Below are 15599 nucleotides of genomic sequence, written 5' to 3' on the forward strand. Positions count from 1 at the left end.
TCCGTCATTCCGGGGCGATGCGAAGCATCGAGCCCGGAATCCATCGTCCAACAGCGCCTGCAGCCGATGGATTCCGGGCCTGCGCCTTCGGCGCATCGCGGAATGACAGCTAGTGGGGAGCCAGCGACTGCGGGTCCCGCACCGGCCAACGTCCTGCTTCCACCAGCGTCACGAACCGCTCGACATTCTCATTGAACAGCGCGGGCTCCTCCAGGTTCAGCACGTGGCCGGACTTCGGAAACATCGCGAGCCCCGCCGCGGGCAGGTGCTTCTTCAGGAACAGGCTGGCGCCCACGCACGGCTCGTCCTCGTCGCCGCAGATGATCAGCGCGGGTGTTGCCACGCCTCTGATCGCGTCCGTCATCGTGTAGATCGAGGGACGGCCGCCCTGGAATCCGCGCATGGTGCGCGCCGATCCCTTGGCATCGTGCCGCGCCAGTGCGGCGTAGAAATCGGCATGCCCGCGTGGATCCTTCACCAGGAACGGAATCCGGCTCGGCGCCTCGCGCGTGACTTTTGCGACCTCGGCGGAGCCCAGCGTCTCGAACTGCTCGGCATTGGCGCGGCACTGCGTGCGCCAGGCCTCCAGGTTCTCGAGCTCCGAGCCGGAGCCGACGCCGGCGAGCGTCATCGACAGTGCGCGCTGCGGCGCGTTCAACCCGATCTGCAACGAGGAATAGGCGCCCATCGAAAGACCGACGAGATGCGCGCGCTCGATGCCGAGATGATCGAGCACGGAAAGCGCATCGGTGTAGAAGTGCGTGTAGGTGTAGACCTCGCCGTCAGGCACGTCCGACGGCGTGTAGCCGCGCGCCGAATAGGTGATGCAGCGATGGCCGCGAGAGAAGTAGCGCATCTGCGGCTCCCAATTGGTGTAGTCGGCCGCGAATTCGTGCAGAAAAAGTATCGGCGTTCCCTGGCCCGCCTCCTCGAAATAGATGCGGACGCCGTCCCTGGTCGTGGCATGGGGCATTAACCGTTTCCCTCTGTTTCAACCCGTGTTCGAGGATCGCAGTTAATTCTGTTGTCGGCAATGCGGCAGCAGCGCCGAGCACGAACACAAAATCATTGCAGCCATTCGCGGGCGCTGCGTCTTTTTCTCGCCACATCGGGCGGCTTAACGGCCAAACGGATGTCGGCCATTGCACGGGCCGGCGGGAAGTGGGGGTGTCAAGAAGGATGAAGAATGTTCGAGTTGTTTGCGTCTCGCCTGTCGCGTTGTGTTGTCGCGCTGGCGCTGTTCTTCGCGGCGTTCGCCGTGTTCGTTTCTCCGGCCTCGGCACGGCCGTATCATCGTCATAGCGCAGAGCGGCACGGTTACGTGCATCACGCCAGACATCATCACCACCGTCACTATGGCCATCATTCCCGCAGTTCGCGCTTCGAGCGCAGCGCGGCGCAATTGCAGGCAAGCGGCTTCGCCGACACCCAGGCGAGCTATGATCCGAATGCCAATGCCAGCGGTGTCGGCATGAACGGAGGCTTCAGCGGAGGATCGGGTCTCGTCTCCGAGGCGCGCCGCTATATCGGCGGCAATCCGACCGGCCGCGGTCGCCTGTGGTGCGCGCGGTTCATGAACATGGTGCTGGAGCATACCGGCCATCGAGGCACCGGCTCCGACATGGCGAGCTCGTTCGCGCGCTACGGCACGCGTGTGTCCGGTCCGCAGGTCGGTGCCATCGCCGTGATGTCGCGCGGCCGCCGCGGCGGTCATGTCGGCATCATCACCGGCATCGACGCGCAGGGTAATCCGATCATGATCTCCGGCAACAACGGCAACCGCGTCCGCGAAGCCCCGGTCTCGCGCGGCAAGATCTATGCGTATGTGATGCCGAACTGACGGTGAGCTGTAGCGACGATCTCGTAGGGTGGGCAAAGCGAAGCGTGCCCACCACTTCCCTCCGCCCGGCGAGATGGTGGGCACGGCGCAAGAGCGCCTTTGCCCACCCTACGGCAGCTTAGATGAGCTTCGGCTCTTCCACCGCCACCACATCGCCGACGCCGACGTCACCGTCGGCGATCACCTCGGCATAGATGCCGCAGTCCATATGGCCGAGACGGCGCGAGAGCGTGGGCGGAATTTCGAGATCGCGCTTGGCGGTCTCGGGGTCGACATTGGTGGCTGGGCAGCGGACGATGCGCTTGATCACCTTCAGCCGGGCCTGTCCGATCGCGAGCGTCTGGCCGACGAGGTCGAGCTCCGACCAGGCCGGCCAGCCTTTCACGTAGAGATTGGCGCGGAAGCGCAGCGGGTGCACGGCGACGCCGCCGAGCATGGTCTCGATGGCGCGGACGCTGTCGAGATTGATGATGGAGACGACCTTGCGGGCGACGTCGGAGAAGCTGTGGTCGCGGCCGGAGAGAATTTTGGGCGGGCCCTTCAACTCGGGCTGAAAGTTCTCCGTGAAATAGGCCTCGATGGCGGCGCGCCCGGCGGCGGTCTCGAGATCGCCGCTGGCGACGATCTGGCCGTTCTTGCGGATGGTCAGCACGTTGGTTTCGTCGTCGAACCGGCTGTCGAGCTCGGCCAGCCGCTCATTGCGCGCCAGCATCAGAAACTGGATTTTCGGCTTCCATTCGGGCGCCTCGGGGTTGAACCCGCTCGGGCCGTTCTCGATGGCGTAGCGGCGGTCGGCCGGCAGGGTCTGACCGACCCGCAAAGGAACGTGCGAGAGGCGTTCCGGCGTCAGGCCCTTGATGGGATAGCGGTAGAGGCCGGTGATCTCGGCGGTATGGTTGGCTGTCATGCCGCTACTTAAGGGATTCGGCCTGCCAGCGCCAAGCCCGCTCCCGCGCGCACGAAATTGTGAAGTTGCCTCTTTCGCACCCGCAACCTGCTTCCCACATCTGGCTCAGGCTGGCGGCAACGCCGGCAAAAGACGACCGTTACCGGTTGAGAAACGTCAATGCGGTAATTGGAAACCCAATGAAGATGCCGTTTGGGGTGCCTTAGAGGGCCCCGAGGGCAGGCCGAGGGACAGAAAAGATGAATATCGAGAAGTATACCGAACGCTCCAGGGGCTTCATCCAGTCCGCGCAGTCGCTCGCGATGCGCGAGGGGCACCAGCAGTTCTCAACCCTGCATGTGCTGAAGGTCCTCTTGGACGACAATGAGGGGCTCGCCGCCGGTCTGATCGACCGCGCTGGCGGCAATTCCCGTGCAATCCTGAAGGCGACCGAGGACGCCCTCAACAAGGTGCCGAAGGTCTCCGGCGGCGGTGCCGGGCAGATCTATCTCGCGCCCGAGCTGGCCCGCACTTTCGATGCGGCCGAAAAGGCCGGCGAGAAGGCCGGCGACAGCTTCGTCACCGTCGAGCGGCTGCTGCTCGGCCTGACGCTGGAGAAGACCAGCGAGGCCGGCACAATCCTCAATAAGGGCGGCGTCACGCCGCAAAACCTCAACGCCGCGATCGAGGCGCTGCGCAAGGGCCGCACGGCGGATTCTGCGACCGCCGAGAACGCCTATGACGCCCTGAAGAAATATGCCCGCGACCTGACCCAGGCTGCGCGCGACGGCAAGCTCGATCCGGTCATCGGCCGCGACGAGGAGATCCGCCGTACGATTCAAGTGCTCTCGCGAAGGACCAAGAACAATCCCGTCCTGATCGGCGAGCCCGGCGTCGGCAAGACCGCCATCGCCGAAGGCCTCGCGCTGCGCATCGTCAACGGCGACGTGCCCGAGAGCCTGAAGGACAAGAAGCTGCTGTCGCTCGACTTGGGCGCACTGATCGCCGGCGCAAAATACCGCGGCGAGTTCGAGGAGCGGCTGAAGGCCGTGCTGCAGGAAGTGACCGGCAGCGAGGGCACCTTCATCCTGTTCATCGACGAGATGCACACGCTGATCGGCGCCGGCAAGGGCGATGGCGCGATGGACGCCTCCAACCTGCTCAAGCCGGCGCTCGCGCGCGGCGAGCTGCACTGCATCGGCGCGACCACGCTTGACGAGTACCAGAAGCACGTCGAGAAGGACGCCGCGCTGGCCCGGCGGTTCCAGCCGATCTTCGTCAGCGAGCCCTCGGTCGAGGACACCATCTCGATCCTGCGCGGGCTGAAGGACAAGTATGAGCAGCATCACGGCGTGCGGATCACCGATTCCGCGCTTGTTGCGGCGACGACGCTGTCCAACCGCTACATCACCGACCGCTTCCTGCCTGACAAGGCGATCGACCTCATGGACGAGGCCGCGGCGCGGCTGAAGATGCAGGTCGATTCCAAGCCGGAAGAGCTGGATTCGCTCGACCGCGAGATCATCCGCCTCAAGATCGAGCAGGAGGCGCTGAAGAAGGAGAGCGATCCCGGCTCCAAGTCCCGGCTCCAGACCCTGGAGAAGGACCTCGCCGAGCTCGAGGAGAAGTCGGCGGCGCTGACGGCGCGCTGGAGCGCGGAGAAGAACAAGCTCTCCGACGCCCAGAAGCTGAAGGCCGAGCTCGACGGCTTGCGTGTCGAGCTCGCCAACGCGCAGCGGCGCGGCGAATTCCAGAAGGCCGGCGAGCTGGCCTATGGGCGGATCCCGCAGCTCGAGAAGCAGCTTGCCGAGATCGAAGCCAAGGAGAATGCCGGCGAGATGATGGAGGAGGCTGTTACCGCCAACCACATCGCGCAGGTGGTCTCGCGCTGGACCGGCGTGCCCGTCGACAAGATGCTGGAAGGCGAGAAGGAGAAGCTCCTGAAGATGGAGGAGCAGCTCGGCAAGCGCGTCGTCGGCCAGGCCGAAGCCGTGCGTGCTGTCGCGACCGCCGTGCGCCGCTCGCGCGCGGGCCTGCAGGACCCGAACCGCCCCACCGGCTCGTTCATGTTCTTAGGGCCGACCGGCGTCGGCAAGACCGAGCTGACCAAGGCTCTCGCGGAGTACCTGTTCAACGACGAGACCGCGATGGTCCGCCTCGACATGTCCGAATACATGGAGAAGCACTCGGTCTCGCGGCTGATCGGCGCGCCTCCCGGCTATGTCGGCTATGACGAGGGCGGCGCGCTCACCGAAGCGGTGCGGCGCCGGCCCTATCAGGTCGTGCTGTTCGACGAGATCGAGAAGGCGCATCCTGACGTCTTCAACGTGCTGTTGCAGGTGCTCGACGACGGCCGCCTGACCGACGGCCAGGGCCGCACCGTCGACTTCCGCAACACGCTGATCATCATGACCTCGAACCTCGGTTCGGAATATCTGGTGAACCAGCCGGAGGGCGAGGACACCGCGGCAGTGCGTGAGCAGGTGATGGGAATGGTGCGGGCGCACTTCCGGCCCGAATTCCTCAACCGCGTCGACGAGATCATCCTGTTCCACCGGCTGCAGCGCAGCGAGATGGGCCGCATCGTCGAGATCCAGTTCGCACGCCTGCAGAAGCTCCTGACCGATCGCAAGATCGTGCTGAGCCTCGATGCCGCCGGCCGCGACTGGCTCGCCGCCAAGGGCTGGGATCCCGCCTACGGCGCAAGGCCTTTGAAGCGGGTGATCCAGCGCTACCTCCAGGATCCGCTCGCCGAGATGATCCTGGCCGGCGATGTCAGGGACGGCGACAATGTCGCGATCTCGTCCGAAGGCAATGTGCTGACCTTCAACGGCAAGGCGCCGCAGACCGCGGAGATCACCCAGTTCGAGGCACCGGTGCCTAAACGGAAGCTGAACTGATGAAATACACGCCCTCCGCGCCAAACTCGCGGAGGGCGTTTTCAATCCGCTAAGAACGCGTCCACCACTGCCTGATCGCGGTCGTAGACCCAGCATTCGCTCAGCAGGCCTTCACGCACGGCATAGACCAGCAATCGTTCCAATTCAGCCGTGCGACCGTCCCGGCTGAATGATTCCCGTGCGAGAATGGCGCCGCGCCGCGGCCCGGCCATCACGTCATCGATGCCGAGAAGTTTTCGGTTGGAGCGGCGTGCGACCTCGGCCAGAGTGGCAAGCGCGGCCGCCTTGCCGTGGTGAGTGCCGGCGAGCGGGTTATGGCCTGCATAGTGCAGCATGAATTCATCGTGGTAGCAGGCGGCGATGGCGGCGCGGTCACCGGCCTGCCAGGCGGTCGCGTAGCGCGTGACGGCGGCGCGGATTGCGGCGATTTGTGCAGCGTCATCTACCAGAACTCTGTCCATCGATATGATCTCCCGGGTCATCGGCAGCGCTGTGCCGGTGCGCTATGATGAGCCATGACCTCGCCTCCCGGCTTTCAGGAACTGGCTATCAGCACGCCGCCCAGCGACGGACCGAAGAGGGCGCGGATGCTCGATTGGGACGCGCGGGTGCTCTATCTCGGTCCAGCCTTCGGGCTGACGCCCCACCGCAATGCCACCGGCGTGCTGGCCGTCGCGCTCGACGGGGCGATAGGCGTAGCTAACGATCCGAGGGCGCGCTCACCGTCTTATCGCCAGACCCGCAGCGTGCTGATCATGCCCAACAGTCTGCACCATCTCCGCATCGATGCCGGACGGACGGCCTTTCTGATTGTCGATCCCCTCGGGCGCGATATCGAGGCGCTTCGCTCACGAATGAAGGAGGTGGGATCGAACGCCGCGTTCGACCTGATCGACGAGAGGTCGGTCGTCGCGCTGTTCTGCGACATCGCGGAGCGACGCCTCGCATCAGAGCACGCGCAGCGAGCAGCCCGCGATATGCTTGGGATTGGATCAAATCCGCAGCCGGATGCAAGAATTGCCGCCGCCATCAAGCGGATGCGCGAGGAGCCCGGCGGTTCGCACACGCTTGCTGAACTTAGCCGCAAGGCCGGGCTTTCGTCCTCGCGCTTCCTGCATCTGTTCAAGGACGTCACGGGTGTGCCGCTCCGCCGCTACCGGATCTGGTCCCGGATCGGCGCTGCCGCACGGGCGGTCGCACAAGGCCAATCGCTGACCGAGGCCGCGCATGACGCGGGCTTTTCCAGCTCCGCGCATTTCAGCACGGCCTTCCGCGACATGTTCGGTATGATGCCGTCGGAATTGTTCGCACGGGTGCGCGCGGATTAATGTCTGCAACGTGCTGTTTGCAGGTGCTCGACGACGGCTGCTGCCGATGGCCAGGGCCGCACCGTCGATTTCAGCAACACGCTGATCATGAATCTCGGTTCGGAGCGTCTGGTGAACCAGCCGGAGGGTGAGGGGCGTCGGCTGCGCATCAAAGCCCTCCCAGCTGGCGCGGATAGGGCTTTCGCTTTTGCAGGGGAGGCCGGGTATCGGCGTAGTGTTGTGTCGTTGAAAAGCCACACGCACTGCGGTTGTCCGCTCTGGGTGTAAATTGATGTTGAACAACCACAGGCTCTGTTGCCATAATTGCATCTCGGTCGGCGGCATTTCCCCCGCGGCCGCGAGCTCGGGGATTTGATGCGAGTCTTTGAGCAACCGACAATTTTAGACTGAGCTCGCAATTTCGAGCTGCGATGACTGAACGCCACAGGCAATTTTTGTTGTGTTTTGCGTGGAGGGGCGGCGGTGTTGACCGTTAGTTTGCTGGGGGCCAGCCGGGTTGCGCGCGGTAACGAGCAGGTTTGGTCGGATCTCGGTCCAGCCGGACGGAGATTGGCCGGTTTCCTTTTCACCTTTCCGGACCGCCCGCATCGTCGCGAGCGACTTATCGACCTGTTTTGGCCGGAGCTCGATACGGACAGGGGACGCCGAGCCGTGAACTCTGCGATCTGGCGCTTGCGAAAGCTGCTCGCGTCAGCTCCGGAGTACAGAGAGGGCTATAGCCTCAGGACCATCGGCTCGGAGACTATTCTCGAGAGGGCGTCTTGGCTGGACGTCGACACCTGGGCCCTGCTTGAAGCGGCACAGGCCGCTCCCACCGGTGTTGAGGCGCACGTGGATCCTTCCACGATGAAGGAGGTTCTCGCCGTCCTGTACCGCTACGAGGGGCCATTCCTGGATGGCGAAGAGGCCGACTGGATATTGGAGGAGCGCGAGCGACTGCATTCCCTTTTTGTGCGGTCGGCAATGACCATCGTTCGTCGCCTTGGGCTTTGTGGCCACTATCATGATGCGATCCTGCTCGCCCGTCACGCGCTGCGCTTCGATCCCTATCGCGAGGAACTGGTTCGTCATCTCCTGACTTTGCTTGCACTCGATGAGAGACGTATCGACGCCATCAGGTACTACGATCATTGGATCGCCATGATCCAGCAGGAGCTGGGAATTTCTCCGCTTCCAGCGACGCGTGCAATCATTGACGAGATCAGGAATCTGCACAACGCCGATGACGCTCAGCATTTACGCATGCAGCTGATGAGCCGCGACGAGAGGCGGCGGGCAGTAAACTAGAGCATGATCCGGAAAAGTGTGAGCAGTTTTCCGAAAAGATCATGCTCAAACAACAACCTAAAGCGCGATGACGATTCATCCTAATCGCATCGCGCTTTAGAGCGTTTTCGAGCGAAGTGGATACTGGTTCGCGCCAAGAAAACGCGTGAAACAAGAATCGAGAGCCCCGGTCCGATTCAATCGGAACGGGAAAAGCTCCAGGCGCCGCAGTCCCCGAATCCGACTGATATCGCAAGCTTGATCAGGGCTTGGCTTGGCCATGGCCGGGCAGGGCTTTGCCTCGCCCGGTCGCATCGTGATTCTACCGTGATCGCGGCGCGATCGCTGCGGAATTCTCGCCGCAAGCCACTGTGACCAGACGGCGACCATCCCGGAACCATCGCGCAATTCTCCCGAGTTCACACCATGCGACGCTCGGCCCATGAGCTCACAACAGCCGCTCTCGGATCAGGTTTTCATTCTGCGCTTCTGGCGGGAAACCGCCGGTGGCAGCGGCGAAGGCGGTTGGAGGGTTCTCGTCCGCAACATCAATACGCGGCGGCGCGATGTGGTCGACGACGTGCAACGCGCTTTCGCAATCGTCACCGCCAATCTGAACGTGGCGGCGGAAGCACATGAAGAGCAGGCGACTTCGACCGTTGAGCCGCCAACGCCCGAACAGTGAGAGACAAGCCGTGCGCAAGATCGATCACGCAACGAGCCGCCAGCAACCATCCAAGCGATGCTTCGATGGTTGCGGGCGTGTGAATCGTCTTGAGCAATTTGATCGAGGCTCGCCACGAGTTTCATTTATTTTGCGAGATTGCGTCGATGCGTAGCGTTTGGGGAATCGTTGCGTTCGCGTGTCTGGGGCTGCTGCTGAGCGGCTGCGATACGACCGAGACGCGGTACTTCCGATACGGGATCGGCACGGAGCTTTACTCCGAAGACATCGTTGCAACGACACATTATCAGGACATCTATCTGACGGAGCTTTGCCGGCAGACCTTGTCGCTCACTTCGACCAGAGAGGGACAATGCGTAAACGTGCAACTGAGTCCCAACGACTGGAACCTGCTCGTGCAGGCAGGACTCAACGATGTCGACCGGCGGTGCGACTCTTATCTCGCCTGGCTTGACGATAGGCGTCGAACCAACACCGCGGTGCTGAAAGAGCTCGGTGATCTCACCGTCGCGAGCCAGGCCATCATGCGCGTGTCTGGCGTGAGCGCTAACCCGATCACGCTCGCAGGCCTTGCCTTCGGGCTCGCCGCCGACACCTTCATCAACGTCAATTCACGCTTGCTGCTCGAAGTCGACAAGACGACCGTGCAGACGTTGGTGTTGAGGCGACGAAGCGAGTACAGGGTCGAGCTCCAGTCGGTCAGGATCGAGAACAGGCCCGCGGCCATTCATGCGATGCGCTCGTATTTGAATATCTGCACGCCGTTCACGATCGAGACGGACATCAACGCGACGATCATGGTATTTCAGCAGGCCGGTGCCGGCGCGCTCGGCGTCAAGCCTCCCTTGGTAGGTGTTCCGGCGCAGCGCGCGGATCGTCCCATCTTCGTGACGCCCGGGCCGAAGAAGCCGACGCCTACGGTGCTCTCCGATATCGAGAAAACTATGGGTATGGATCAAGCGAGGAACATCCAGCGCGTTCTCTGCGTCGATGATACCGGCGATTTTGGTCCCGAAGGCTCTCCGACGCGACGGGCTCTGATCGATTTCATGGGGGCGTCAGGCCTGCAGAGCAGGAAACCCGGCGTAATCGAGAATGGAGATCAATTGGCGACCCTGACAAAGGCCGTAAAAGACGTCCAGTCGTGCAGGGTTGAGGCGCTGGCAAATTCATTCGAAACCGGCATCGTTAGCCGATTTGGCGAAGACAGCGTTCGTGCGCGCATCAAGCGGGCGATTGAAAGCGTAAACAAGCGCGTCACCGAAAAAATTGCGCTGCCACCAGAGCTGGGTACCACTTCGAGCAATGTCGCGGTGGGGGAAACCATTCGTTCGTCGATAACTGCGCTTCGGAAAGCCTATTCCGCACTTGGATTGCCGATTGCGGCCGGAAGCGCAATTGACCAGCAGCTGTGGCAACAGATCACGAAAGACGGCCTGGTCCAGTAACCGAGCGTGGGGACGTTTCCATGGCTAATGAATTTGCTGACCTCAAAGACGAATATTCACGTTTGTTTCAGTCGATGGTGGTGAAAGAGGTTCAAGGCGTCGACACGGCCGTTGCAAGGGTTCTGGGCAATCGGGCCGACTATGAAAAGGTGACGGCGCAAACCGGCGTGCCATGGCCGATCGTCGGGATCATCCATAGCCTGGAAGCCGATTGCAAAATGAATCGCCATTTGCACAACGGCAATCCCTTGAGCGGGCGCACGACTGACGTACCGGCTGGCCGTCCCCCGACAGGATCGCCTCCCTTCACGTGGATCGACAGTGCCGTGGATGCACTGACGATGCCGAGGCACAACCTCGACGCGGTGAAGGACTGGCCGATCGAGCGGATTGCGTTCGAGTTGGAAAAGTACAATGGGTTTGGGTATCGAACGCAGAATACCGGCATCAATTCGCCGTATCTGTGGTCGTTCACAAATCACTATACCAAGGGCAAGTTCATCGCCGATCACGTTTTCGATCCCAACAAGAAGAGCAGCCAGGTAGGCGCAATGGCGCTGCTGAAAAGGCTCCTCGACGGAGGCGCCAGCATCGCTGGGGGCGCCGGTCCAAGCGTTGTCGTCGGGGGCGTGTCATCGACTGTCATGGCGCAGACAAAACCACTGGAAACCGGCCTGTTCCTCGCTTCCGGGCCGTTTGAGTTGCGGCCCACAGCCACGGCCGCTCCTGCCGACGATCCCGACATCGTCGAGGAGGATCTGCCCTGCCTCAAGATCAGTGAAGTTGGGGTGATGTGGGAGATTGAGGTTCAATCCGAGCCGAAACGCCGTGGCTTTGCCCGTGGCGGCATATTCAAGCCTATGATTCCCGAACCGGAGGTCGACATCGACGGCTTTGCTCAGATGTGCCTGAACGCTGCGCGATTCAGCGGAACCAGCGCGCACCATCTGGTGGCTTTTGCGGATACCGAGACCGGCATCAAGAATGTTGCTGCGGTCCAGGGCGACGAAGTTGGTCCTTTCCTCATCAAGGCAGCTGACTGGAATGAACTGATTGCGGATGGGACGACGGGAATGAATGCTAGAAGCCGTTTCAAACCGCTGGCCCAGCCCTTTATCGCAGCAAAGGCGACCGTGGCCGACACCAAGGTTCTGCAGCCGTCGTTGCCCGACAGGCTTCCGACGTCGGCGGAACTCTATCTTGCGCAGCTGGTTGGTGCGGCCCACGCAGTCAGGATACTGGCAAATCCTGACGCCTCATTCCAGACTGCCGTGTCCGAAGAGGTCGGAGCAACGGAGCTTGCGATTCTGAGCGCTATTCGGCCTTGGCTCTTCGGCGCTCCGCTCGACGTAAAATCGGCGCTGATAAAAATCGCTCGCAGGATGGATTTTGGCTACGAGCGCGCGGACAAGCTCTTCCTGCGTGTCGAGCCCGACTTCGATGCGGGCGCTCAGCCGGGGTTCGCCGGCAAGCTCTGTGAGATGGCCGCCAGTGAGTGGGACTTTTTCGGCAATAACACGTTCGATCTTGCCGGTGCGACCATCAAGGCGGGCCACAGGGAAGCGGAGCCAGGTTTTTTTGAACGCATTGGAACATACTGGCGCGTCGTAGGCGACCTCAGCTCCGACGGGCGGACCAACAAACCGTGGTCCGCGGCCTTCATCTCATTTCTCGTGAAGGGTGCTGGTGCAGCGAACAAGTTCCGCGGATCCTCCCAGCATTCTGTCTACATCAGCCAGGGTATTCGTGATTTCGACGGCCGCGCCGAGGCGGCCTATTGGTGTCAGCGCCTCAACGCTCACAAGCCGGTCGCAGGCGATATCATCTGCTGGGCACGAGAAGATGGCGTTGACTATGACCATCAAAAAGGCGGCGACTATGATGGCCATTGCGATATTGTGGTCGAAGTCCGGGATAACGAATTTGACGTGATCGGTGGCAACGTCGGCAACTCCGTCACGAAGCGGACGTTCGCCCTCGAAAATGGCTTCGTCAAGGGTGGCCGGTTTCAGGAAGCGCTTCTGTTCGCGATCATGGAGAATCGCCTGCCTTAGAGGCGGAGAAATTTCATAGTCTCGAACGGGTACAGGGAGCGACGCCTGACAACGCTGATTGCAATGGCGCCACACTATTCGCTGGGAGAACGTCGAAGGCGTTGGCATATACGCCAAGGATCGCAGGGGTCTGTAGTAGGCCGTCGCGTAGTGTGTAGCAGTCGGGCGTCGACTTACTGCGTCGTATCCCTCGTCCTCTCCGGGGGAGTTGTTTTGGGTCCAGCCTGCTAACTGACTGCGGATGCGGCGCCAGGATCGGCCGGGTCCTCCTCCTCCTCCAGCTCCGACAAAATATCCACCAGCTCGCGCACCCGGCCCTGCGCCAGCGGGCGCAGGTCGTTGATCATCGGCTCGTCGTTGGCGAGCCAGGCCTGGGCCTCAGCAAGCTCCTCAGCGGTCGCGCCGGTTCCGATGATCTGGGCAATGGTGACGTCGTCGGCGCGGTCCACGGCTTTGACGACATCGTCGCGTGAGAGGCGCGTCATGGGCGATCCTCCTGCTGGCTTCCGTCCGCGTCTAACTGGGGAACCGGCGCGCCGGTTCCCCCGGCAAGGCGCGTACGCAACTCTTCTCGGCGCCTTGCCGGCTTAGCGGTTGGTGACCTGCAGCGGCCCGCCGGTGGCGTCCGACATGCGGGCGATGGCGCCGCCGCGGCCGCTCATCATGCCGTCGAGCCGGTCGCGCTCCTTCTCGAAGCTTGCCAGCATCGGGCCCTCCAGCGAACGGCCGCGCGGCAGCTTCACGCGCATCGGATCGACGAAGCGGCCGTTGACCAGGATCTCGTAATGGACGTGCGGGCCGGTCGACAGGCCGGAGGAGCCGACGAAGCCGATCACCTGGCCCTGCCGCACCTTCTTGCCGGGCTCCATGCCCTTGGCGAAGGCCGACATGTGGCCGTAGGCAGTCTCGTAGCCGTTGGCGTGCTTGATGCGGATGTACTTGCCGTAACCGCCCTCGGGGCCGGCCTTCTCGATCATGCCGTTGCCGGAGGCGAAGATCGGCGTGCCGTAGGAGGTGGACCAGTCGACGCCGGTATGCATCTTCACGTAGCCGAGGATCGGGTGGCGGCGGCCGCCGAAGCCGGAGCGCATGATGGCGTTATTGACGGGCTTTCTGACCAGGAACTTCTTCGCGCTCTTGCCGGTCTCGTCGTAATAGTCGACGAGGCCGTCGTCGGGGCTCTGGTAGCGGTAGTATTTCTTGGTCTCGCCGCCGACGGTGAGCGAGGCGAACAGCACCTCGTTCTTTTCGCTCGACGTCACGCCCTCGTCCTCGCCGGCGTAAAACACGTCGAAGGAATCTCCGGGCTGCACCTTGCGCTGGAAATCGACGTCGTAGGAGTAGATCTTGATCATGTCCTCGATGACGGGCATCGGGACCTTGTTGCGCATCGCGGTCTCGTAGATGCTCTGGTAGAGCCGCACTCCGGAGCCGTCATCGTCATCCTCGTCGTCGCTGCTGGCGTTGGCCGCAGTATCGGCGACGGTGTTCATGCTGGAGACGTCGACGGCGACGTATTTGCCGAGATCGGACAGCGCCGCGATCGCTTCCACCATCGTGTCGTTTGCAACCACGACGCGATAGGGCTGCAAGCGGGCGCCGGGGCTTGCCGGCGCCATCAGGATGCGGAGCTTCTCGCCTTCCTTCAGGCCGCCGTCGCGGCCGCGCGGTCCGAGCGTCGCGGTGATCGCCTTGATCTCGTCGGCATTGGCGCCGAGATCGCGCAGCACGCCGGCGACGCTGTCGCCCTTCTTGACCATGTGGACGCGTTCGCCGTTGGGATTGCCGCCGGTGATCTGCTCCTTGGTCTTGGGCAGCAACGTGACATTTTCCGGCACCACGCGCGTCTCGAAGCCGGCATAGGGGTCGGACGGCGAGGCCTCGGCGGCGTAAGCGGTTCTGATGTCGGAAGGACCGGTCGCGCCGGAGATGTCGGCAGCCGTGTTGGCGAGCGAGGCGTAGCGCACCCCGCCATTGCCGCGCCAATTGGCGGCATCGCGCACCCGCATCAGGATGTCGTCGAGTGCCACCACCGCGGAAATCTTGGCCTTCGGCAGCACCGGCGACAGGTCCTTGGTGACGAAGGACACTTCCGCGTCGGGCTCGACGGCTTCGGGATTGTTGGGATCGTCGGACGCCGTCTTCGGGTCGGAGCCGACATCGGTCAGCAGGCGCTGGGCGTTGAACGGCGGGATCTTTGCCGACAGATCGCTCGTCGTCATCGACAGATTGCCGGCGATCCGCACGAACGGACGCACCCGCATCACGTCACGGTTGCCGACGCGGGCAACCGTCGAGACGCGCATCACGTTGCGCGAAGCGGTGGATTCGCTCGGCGGCGGCAGGCGATCGCTCTTGTGCAGCGTGGCGGCACGATCGGCGGCGCCGAATGCGCCGCGCAGCGCGCCTTCGACCCGCTCCGGCACCTTGGCGAAGGTCATCTCGCCGTCGAGCGAAGCGAAAACGGCGCCGCCGATCAGGGCTGCGCCGCAGAGTCCGGTCAAAATTGTCCCGCTGAACCATTGCACCGAGACGCGGCGGCGGTCGATCACCGCGGCTTCAGAACCATCGACGGACAGCGGCGGCTCGTGGCCGAGATCGATGATCCCGGTCTCACGCCCGTAAGTGCCGCGTGACGTCCTGTGGTTCAACCCAAGTCCCCCAACTCAACGACCCAAGATGCCCGGTTTCGAACCTGTCCCAGGCTGCCCTCTTGAACGGGGATCGCCGGAGCAGGCAAGCCGCACAACTGTCCGCGCCCAGAAAGCCCCTTGATGGGGCCGGCCGAAATTACGAACAGCTGGACGGGTAAAGCTCTCTCGATGTCTTTCGAATGCCGAAGGAAGGTCGCGTCATCTGCAACATCGCCTTCCTCTGACCCCATGAAAATCGCCGGCAGCCCCCACAGGCGTCCCCGCGATTCAAGCTTGTCTCTTATCAGAACGCCGCGGGATTGTGGCTCAAGTACGGCGCCAAATATGGAAAAAGTTTCCTAAATGCCGGGCCGTAAAGGCCCCCGTCAGATCACGGGCTGAGCTCGGGCGGGGTGGGGGGCAGGGCCGCCTATAGCGGGGGAGGCGGGCGTCTGGCCGGGGGGCCGTCAGCCCTTGGGACGACACGCCCCCGGGGTGGCGGGGGTGCGGAGGAGGGGCCCCGGGGGAGGCCGCCAGGGAGGGCTCCAAGGCGCTCTCC

12 protein-coding genes are annotated in these 15599 nt (G+C 62.9%); 7 read left to right on the top strand and 5 right to left on the bottom strand.

Features of this window, described 5'->3' with window-relative positions; genetic code table 11:
• Positions 1 to 109 precede the first annotated feature (109 nt).
• Positions 110 to 973 (bottom strand): alpha/beta fold hydrolase, encoded by an 864-nt coding sequence (locus ABIA40_RS33725; protein WP_404545546.1) that lies wholly within the window; start codon positions 971 to 973, stop codon positions 110 to 112.
• A 213-nt stretch (positions 974 to 1186) separates the two neighbouring features.
• On the opposite strand from ABIA40_RS33725, the gene ABIA40_RS33730 reads away from it, so the two are divergent.
• On the top strand, positions 1187 to 1840 hold the full coding sequence (locus ABIA40_RS33730; protein WP_404545548.1) for a TIGR02594 family protein: 654 nt from the start codon (positions 1187 to 1189) through the stop codon (positions 1838 to 1840).
• A gap of 118 nt (positions 1841 to 1958) precedes the next feature.
• Here the strand turns inward: ABIA40_RS33730 and ABIA40_RS33735 are convergent, their stop codons facing one another.
• Entirely contained in the window at positions 1959 to 2747 is a 789-nt protein-coding gene (locus tag ABIA40_RS33735) for an MOSC domain-containing protein (protein WP_404545550.1), read from the bottom strand.
• Positions 2748 to 2986: 239 nt separating this feature from the next.
• On the opposite strand from ABIA40_RS33735, the gene clpB reads away from it, so the two are divergent.
• Positions 2987 to 5626, top strand: coding sequence for an ATP-dependent chaperone ClpB (gene clpB, locus ABIA40_RS33740; protein ID WP_271546083.1), 2640 nt, complete (start codon positions 2987 to 2989; stop codon positions 5624 to 5626).
• Between the two features lie 41 nt (positions 5627 to 5667).
• Here clpB and ABIA40_RS33745 read toward each other — a convergent pair whose 3' ends face one another.
• The gene (locus ABIA40_RS33745) at positions 5668 to 6087 is read right to left on the bottom strand and encodes a nuclear transport factor 2 family protein (protein WP_271546081.1); all 420 of its coding nucleotides are present in this window, start codon (positions 6085 to 6087) and stop codon (positions 5668 to 5670) included.
• A gap of 201 nt (positions 6088 to 6288) precedes the next feature.
• On the opposite strand from ABIA40_RS33745, the gene ABIA40_RS33750 reads away from it, so the two are divergent.
• From ABIA40_RS33750 to ABIA40_RS33770, 5 genes are all read left to right on the top strand, one after another.
• Positions 6289 to 6954: a helix-turn-helix domain-containing protein gene (locus ABIA40_RS33750; protein WP_404545553.1), complete on the top strand. Its 666-nt coding sequence runs from the start codon at positions 6289 to 6291 to the stop codon at positions 6952 to 6954.
• Positions 6955 to 7503: 549 nt separating this feature from the next.
• On the top strand, positions 7504 to 8241 hold the full coding sequence (locus ABIA40_RS33755) for a BTAD domain-containing putative transcriptional regulator (protein ID WP_404545555.1): 738 nt from the start codon (positions 7504 to 7506) through the stop codon (positions 8239 to 8241).
• 421 nt (positions 8242 to 8662) lie between these two features.
• Positions 8663 to 8905 carry a hypothetical protein gene (locus tag ABIA40_RS33760; RefSeq protein WP_404545557.1) on the top strand — a complete coding sequence of 81 codons (243 nt, stop codon included), beginning with the start codon at positions 8663 to 8665 and terminating at the stop codon, positions 8903 to 8905.
• Positions 8906 to 8994: 89 nt separating this feature from the next.
• The gene (locus ABIA40_RS33765; RefSeq protein WP_271546073.1) at positions 8995 to 10353 is read left to right on the top strand and encodes a hypothetical protein; all 1359 of its coding nucleotides are present in this window, start codon (positions 8995 to 8997) and stop codon (positions 10351 to 10353) included.
• A 20-nt stretch (positions 10354 to 10373) separates the two neighbouring features.
• Positions 10374 to 12407: a DUF2272 domain-containing protein gene (locus tag ABIA40_RS33770; protein ID WP_404545559.1), complete on the top strand. Its 2034-nt coding sequence runs from the start codon at positions 10374 to 10376 to the stop codon at positions 12405 to 12407.
• A gap of 227 nt (positions 12408 to 12634) precedes the next feature.
• Here the strand turns inward: ABIA40_RS33770 and ABIA40_RS33775 are convergent, their stop codons facing one another.
• Together ABIA40_RS33775 and ABIA40_RS33780 are read right to left on the bottom strand one after the other, a co-directional pair.
• The gene (locus ABIA40_RS33775) at positions 12635 to 12892 is read right to left on the bottom strand and encodes a hypothetical protein (RefSeq protein ID WP_271546069.1); all 258 of its coding nucleotides are present in this window, start codon (positions 12890 to 12892) and stop codon (positions 12635 to 12637) included.
• A gap of 102 nt (positions 12893 to 12994) precedes the next feature.
• Positions 12995 to 15058, bottom strand: coding sequence for a M23 family metallopeptidase (locus tag ABIA40_RS33780; RefSeq protein WP_271546067.1), 2064 nt, complete (start codon positions 15056 to 15058; stop codon positions 12995 to 12997).
• Between the last annotated feature and the right edge of the window lie 541 nt (positions 15059 to 15599).

Source organism: Bradyrhizobium sp. USDA 223 (genome assembly GCF_044909005.1).
In the GTDB taxonomy this organism is placed as follows: Bacteria; Pseudomonadota; Alphaproteobacteria; order Rhizobiales; family Xanthobacteraceae; genus Bradyrhizobium; species Bradyrhizobium yuanmingense.

Coding starts and splice junctions, on each gene's coding strand:
- ABIA40_RS33725 (WP_404545546.1), bottom strand. CDS start 973: ATGCCCCATGCCACGACCAGGGACGGCGTCCGCATCTATTTCGAGGAG.
- ABIA40_RS33730 (WP_404545548.1), top strand. CDS start 1,187: ATGTTCGAGTTGTTTGCGTCTCGCCTGTCGCGTTGTGTTGTCGCGCTG.
- ABIA40_RS33735 (WP_404545550.1), bottom strand. CDS start 2,747: ATGACAGCCAACCATACCGCCGAGATCACCGGCCTCTACCGCTATCCC.
- clpB (WP_271546083.1), top strand. CDS start 2,987: ATGAATATCGAGAAGTATACCGAACGCTCCAGGGGCTTCATCCAGTCC.
- ABIA40_RS33745 (WP_271546081.1), bottom strand. CDS start 6,087: ATGGACAGAGTTCTGGTAGATGACGCTGCACAAATCGCCGCAATCCGC.
- ABIA40_RS33760 (WP_404545557.1), top strand. CDS start 8,663: ATGAGCTCACAACAGCCGCTCTCGGATCAGGTTTTCATTCTGCGCTTC.
- ABIA40_RS33770 (WP_404545559.1), top strand. CDS start 10,374: ATGGCTAATGAATTTGCTGACCTCAAAGACGAATATTCACGTTTGTTT.
- ABIA40_RS33775 (WP_271546069.1), bottom strand. CDS start 12,892: ATGACGCGCCTCTCACGCGACGATGTCGTCAAAGCCGTGGACCGCGCC.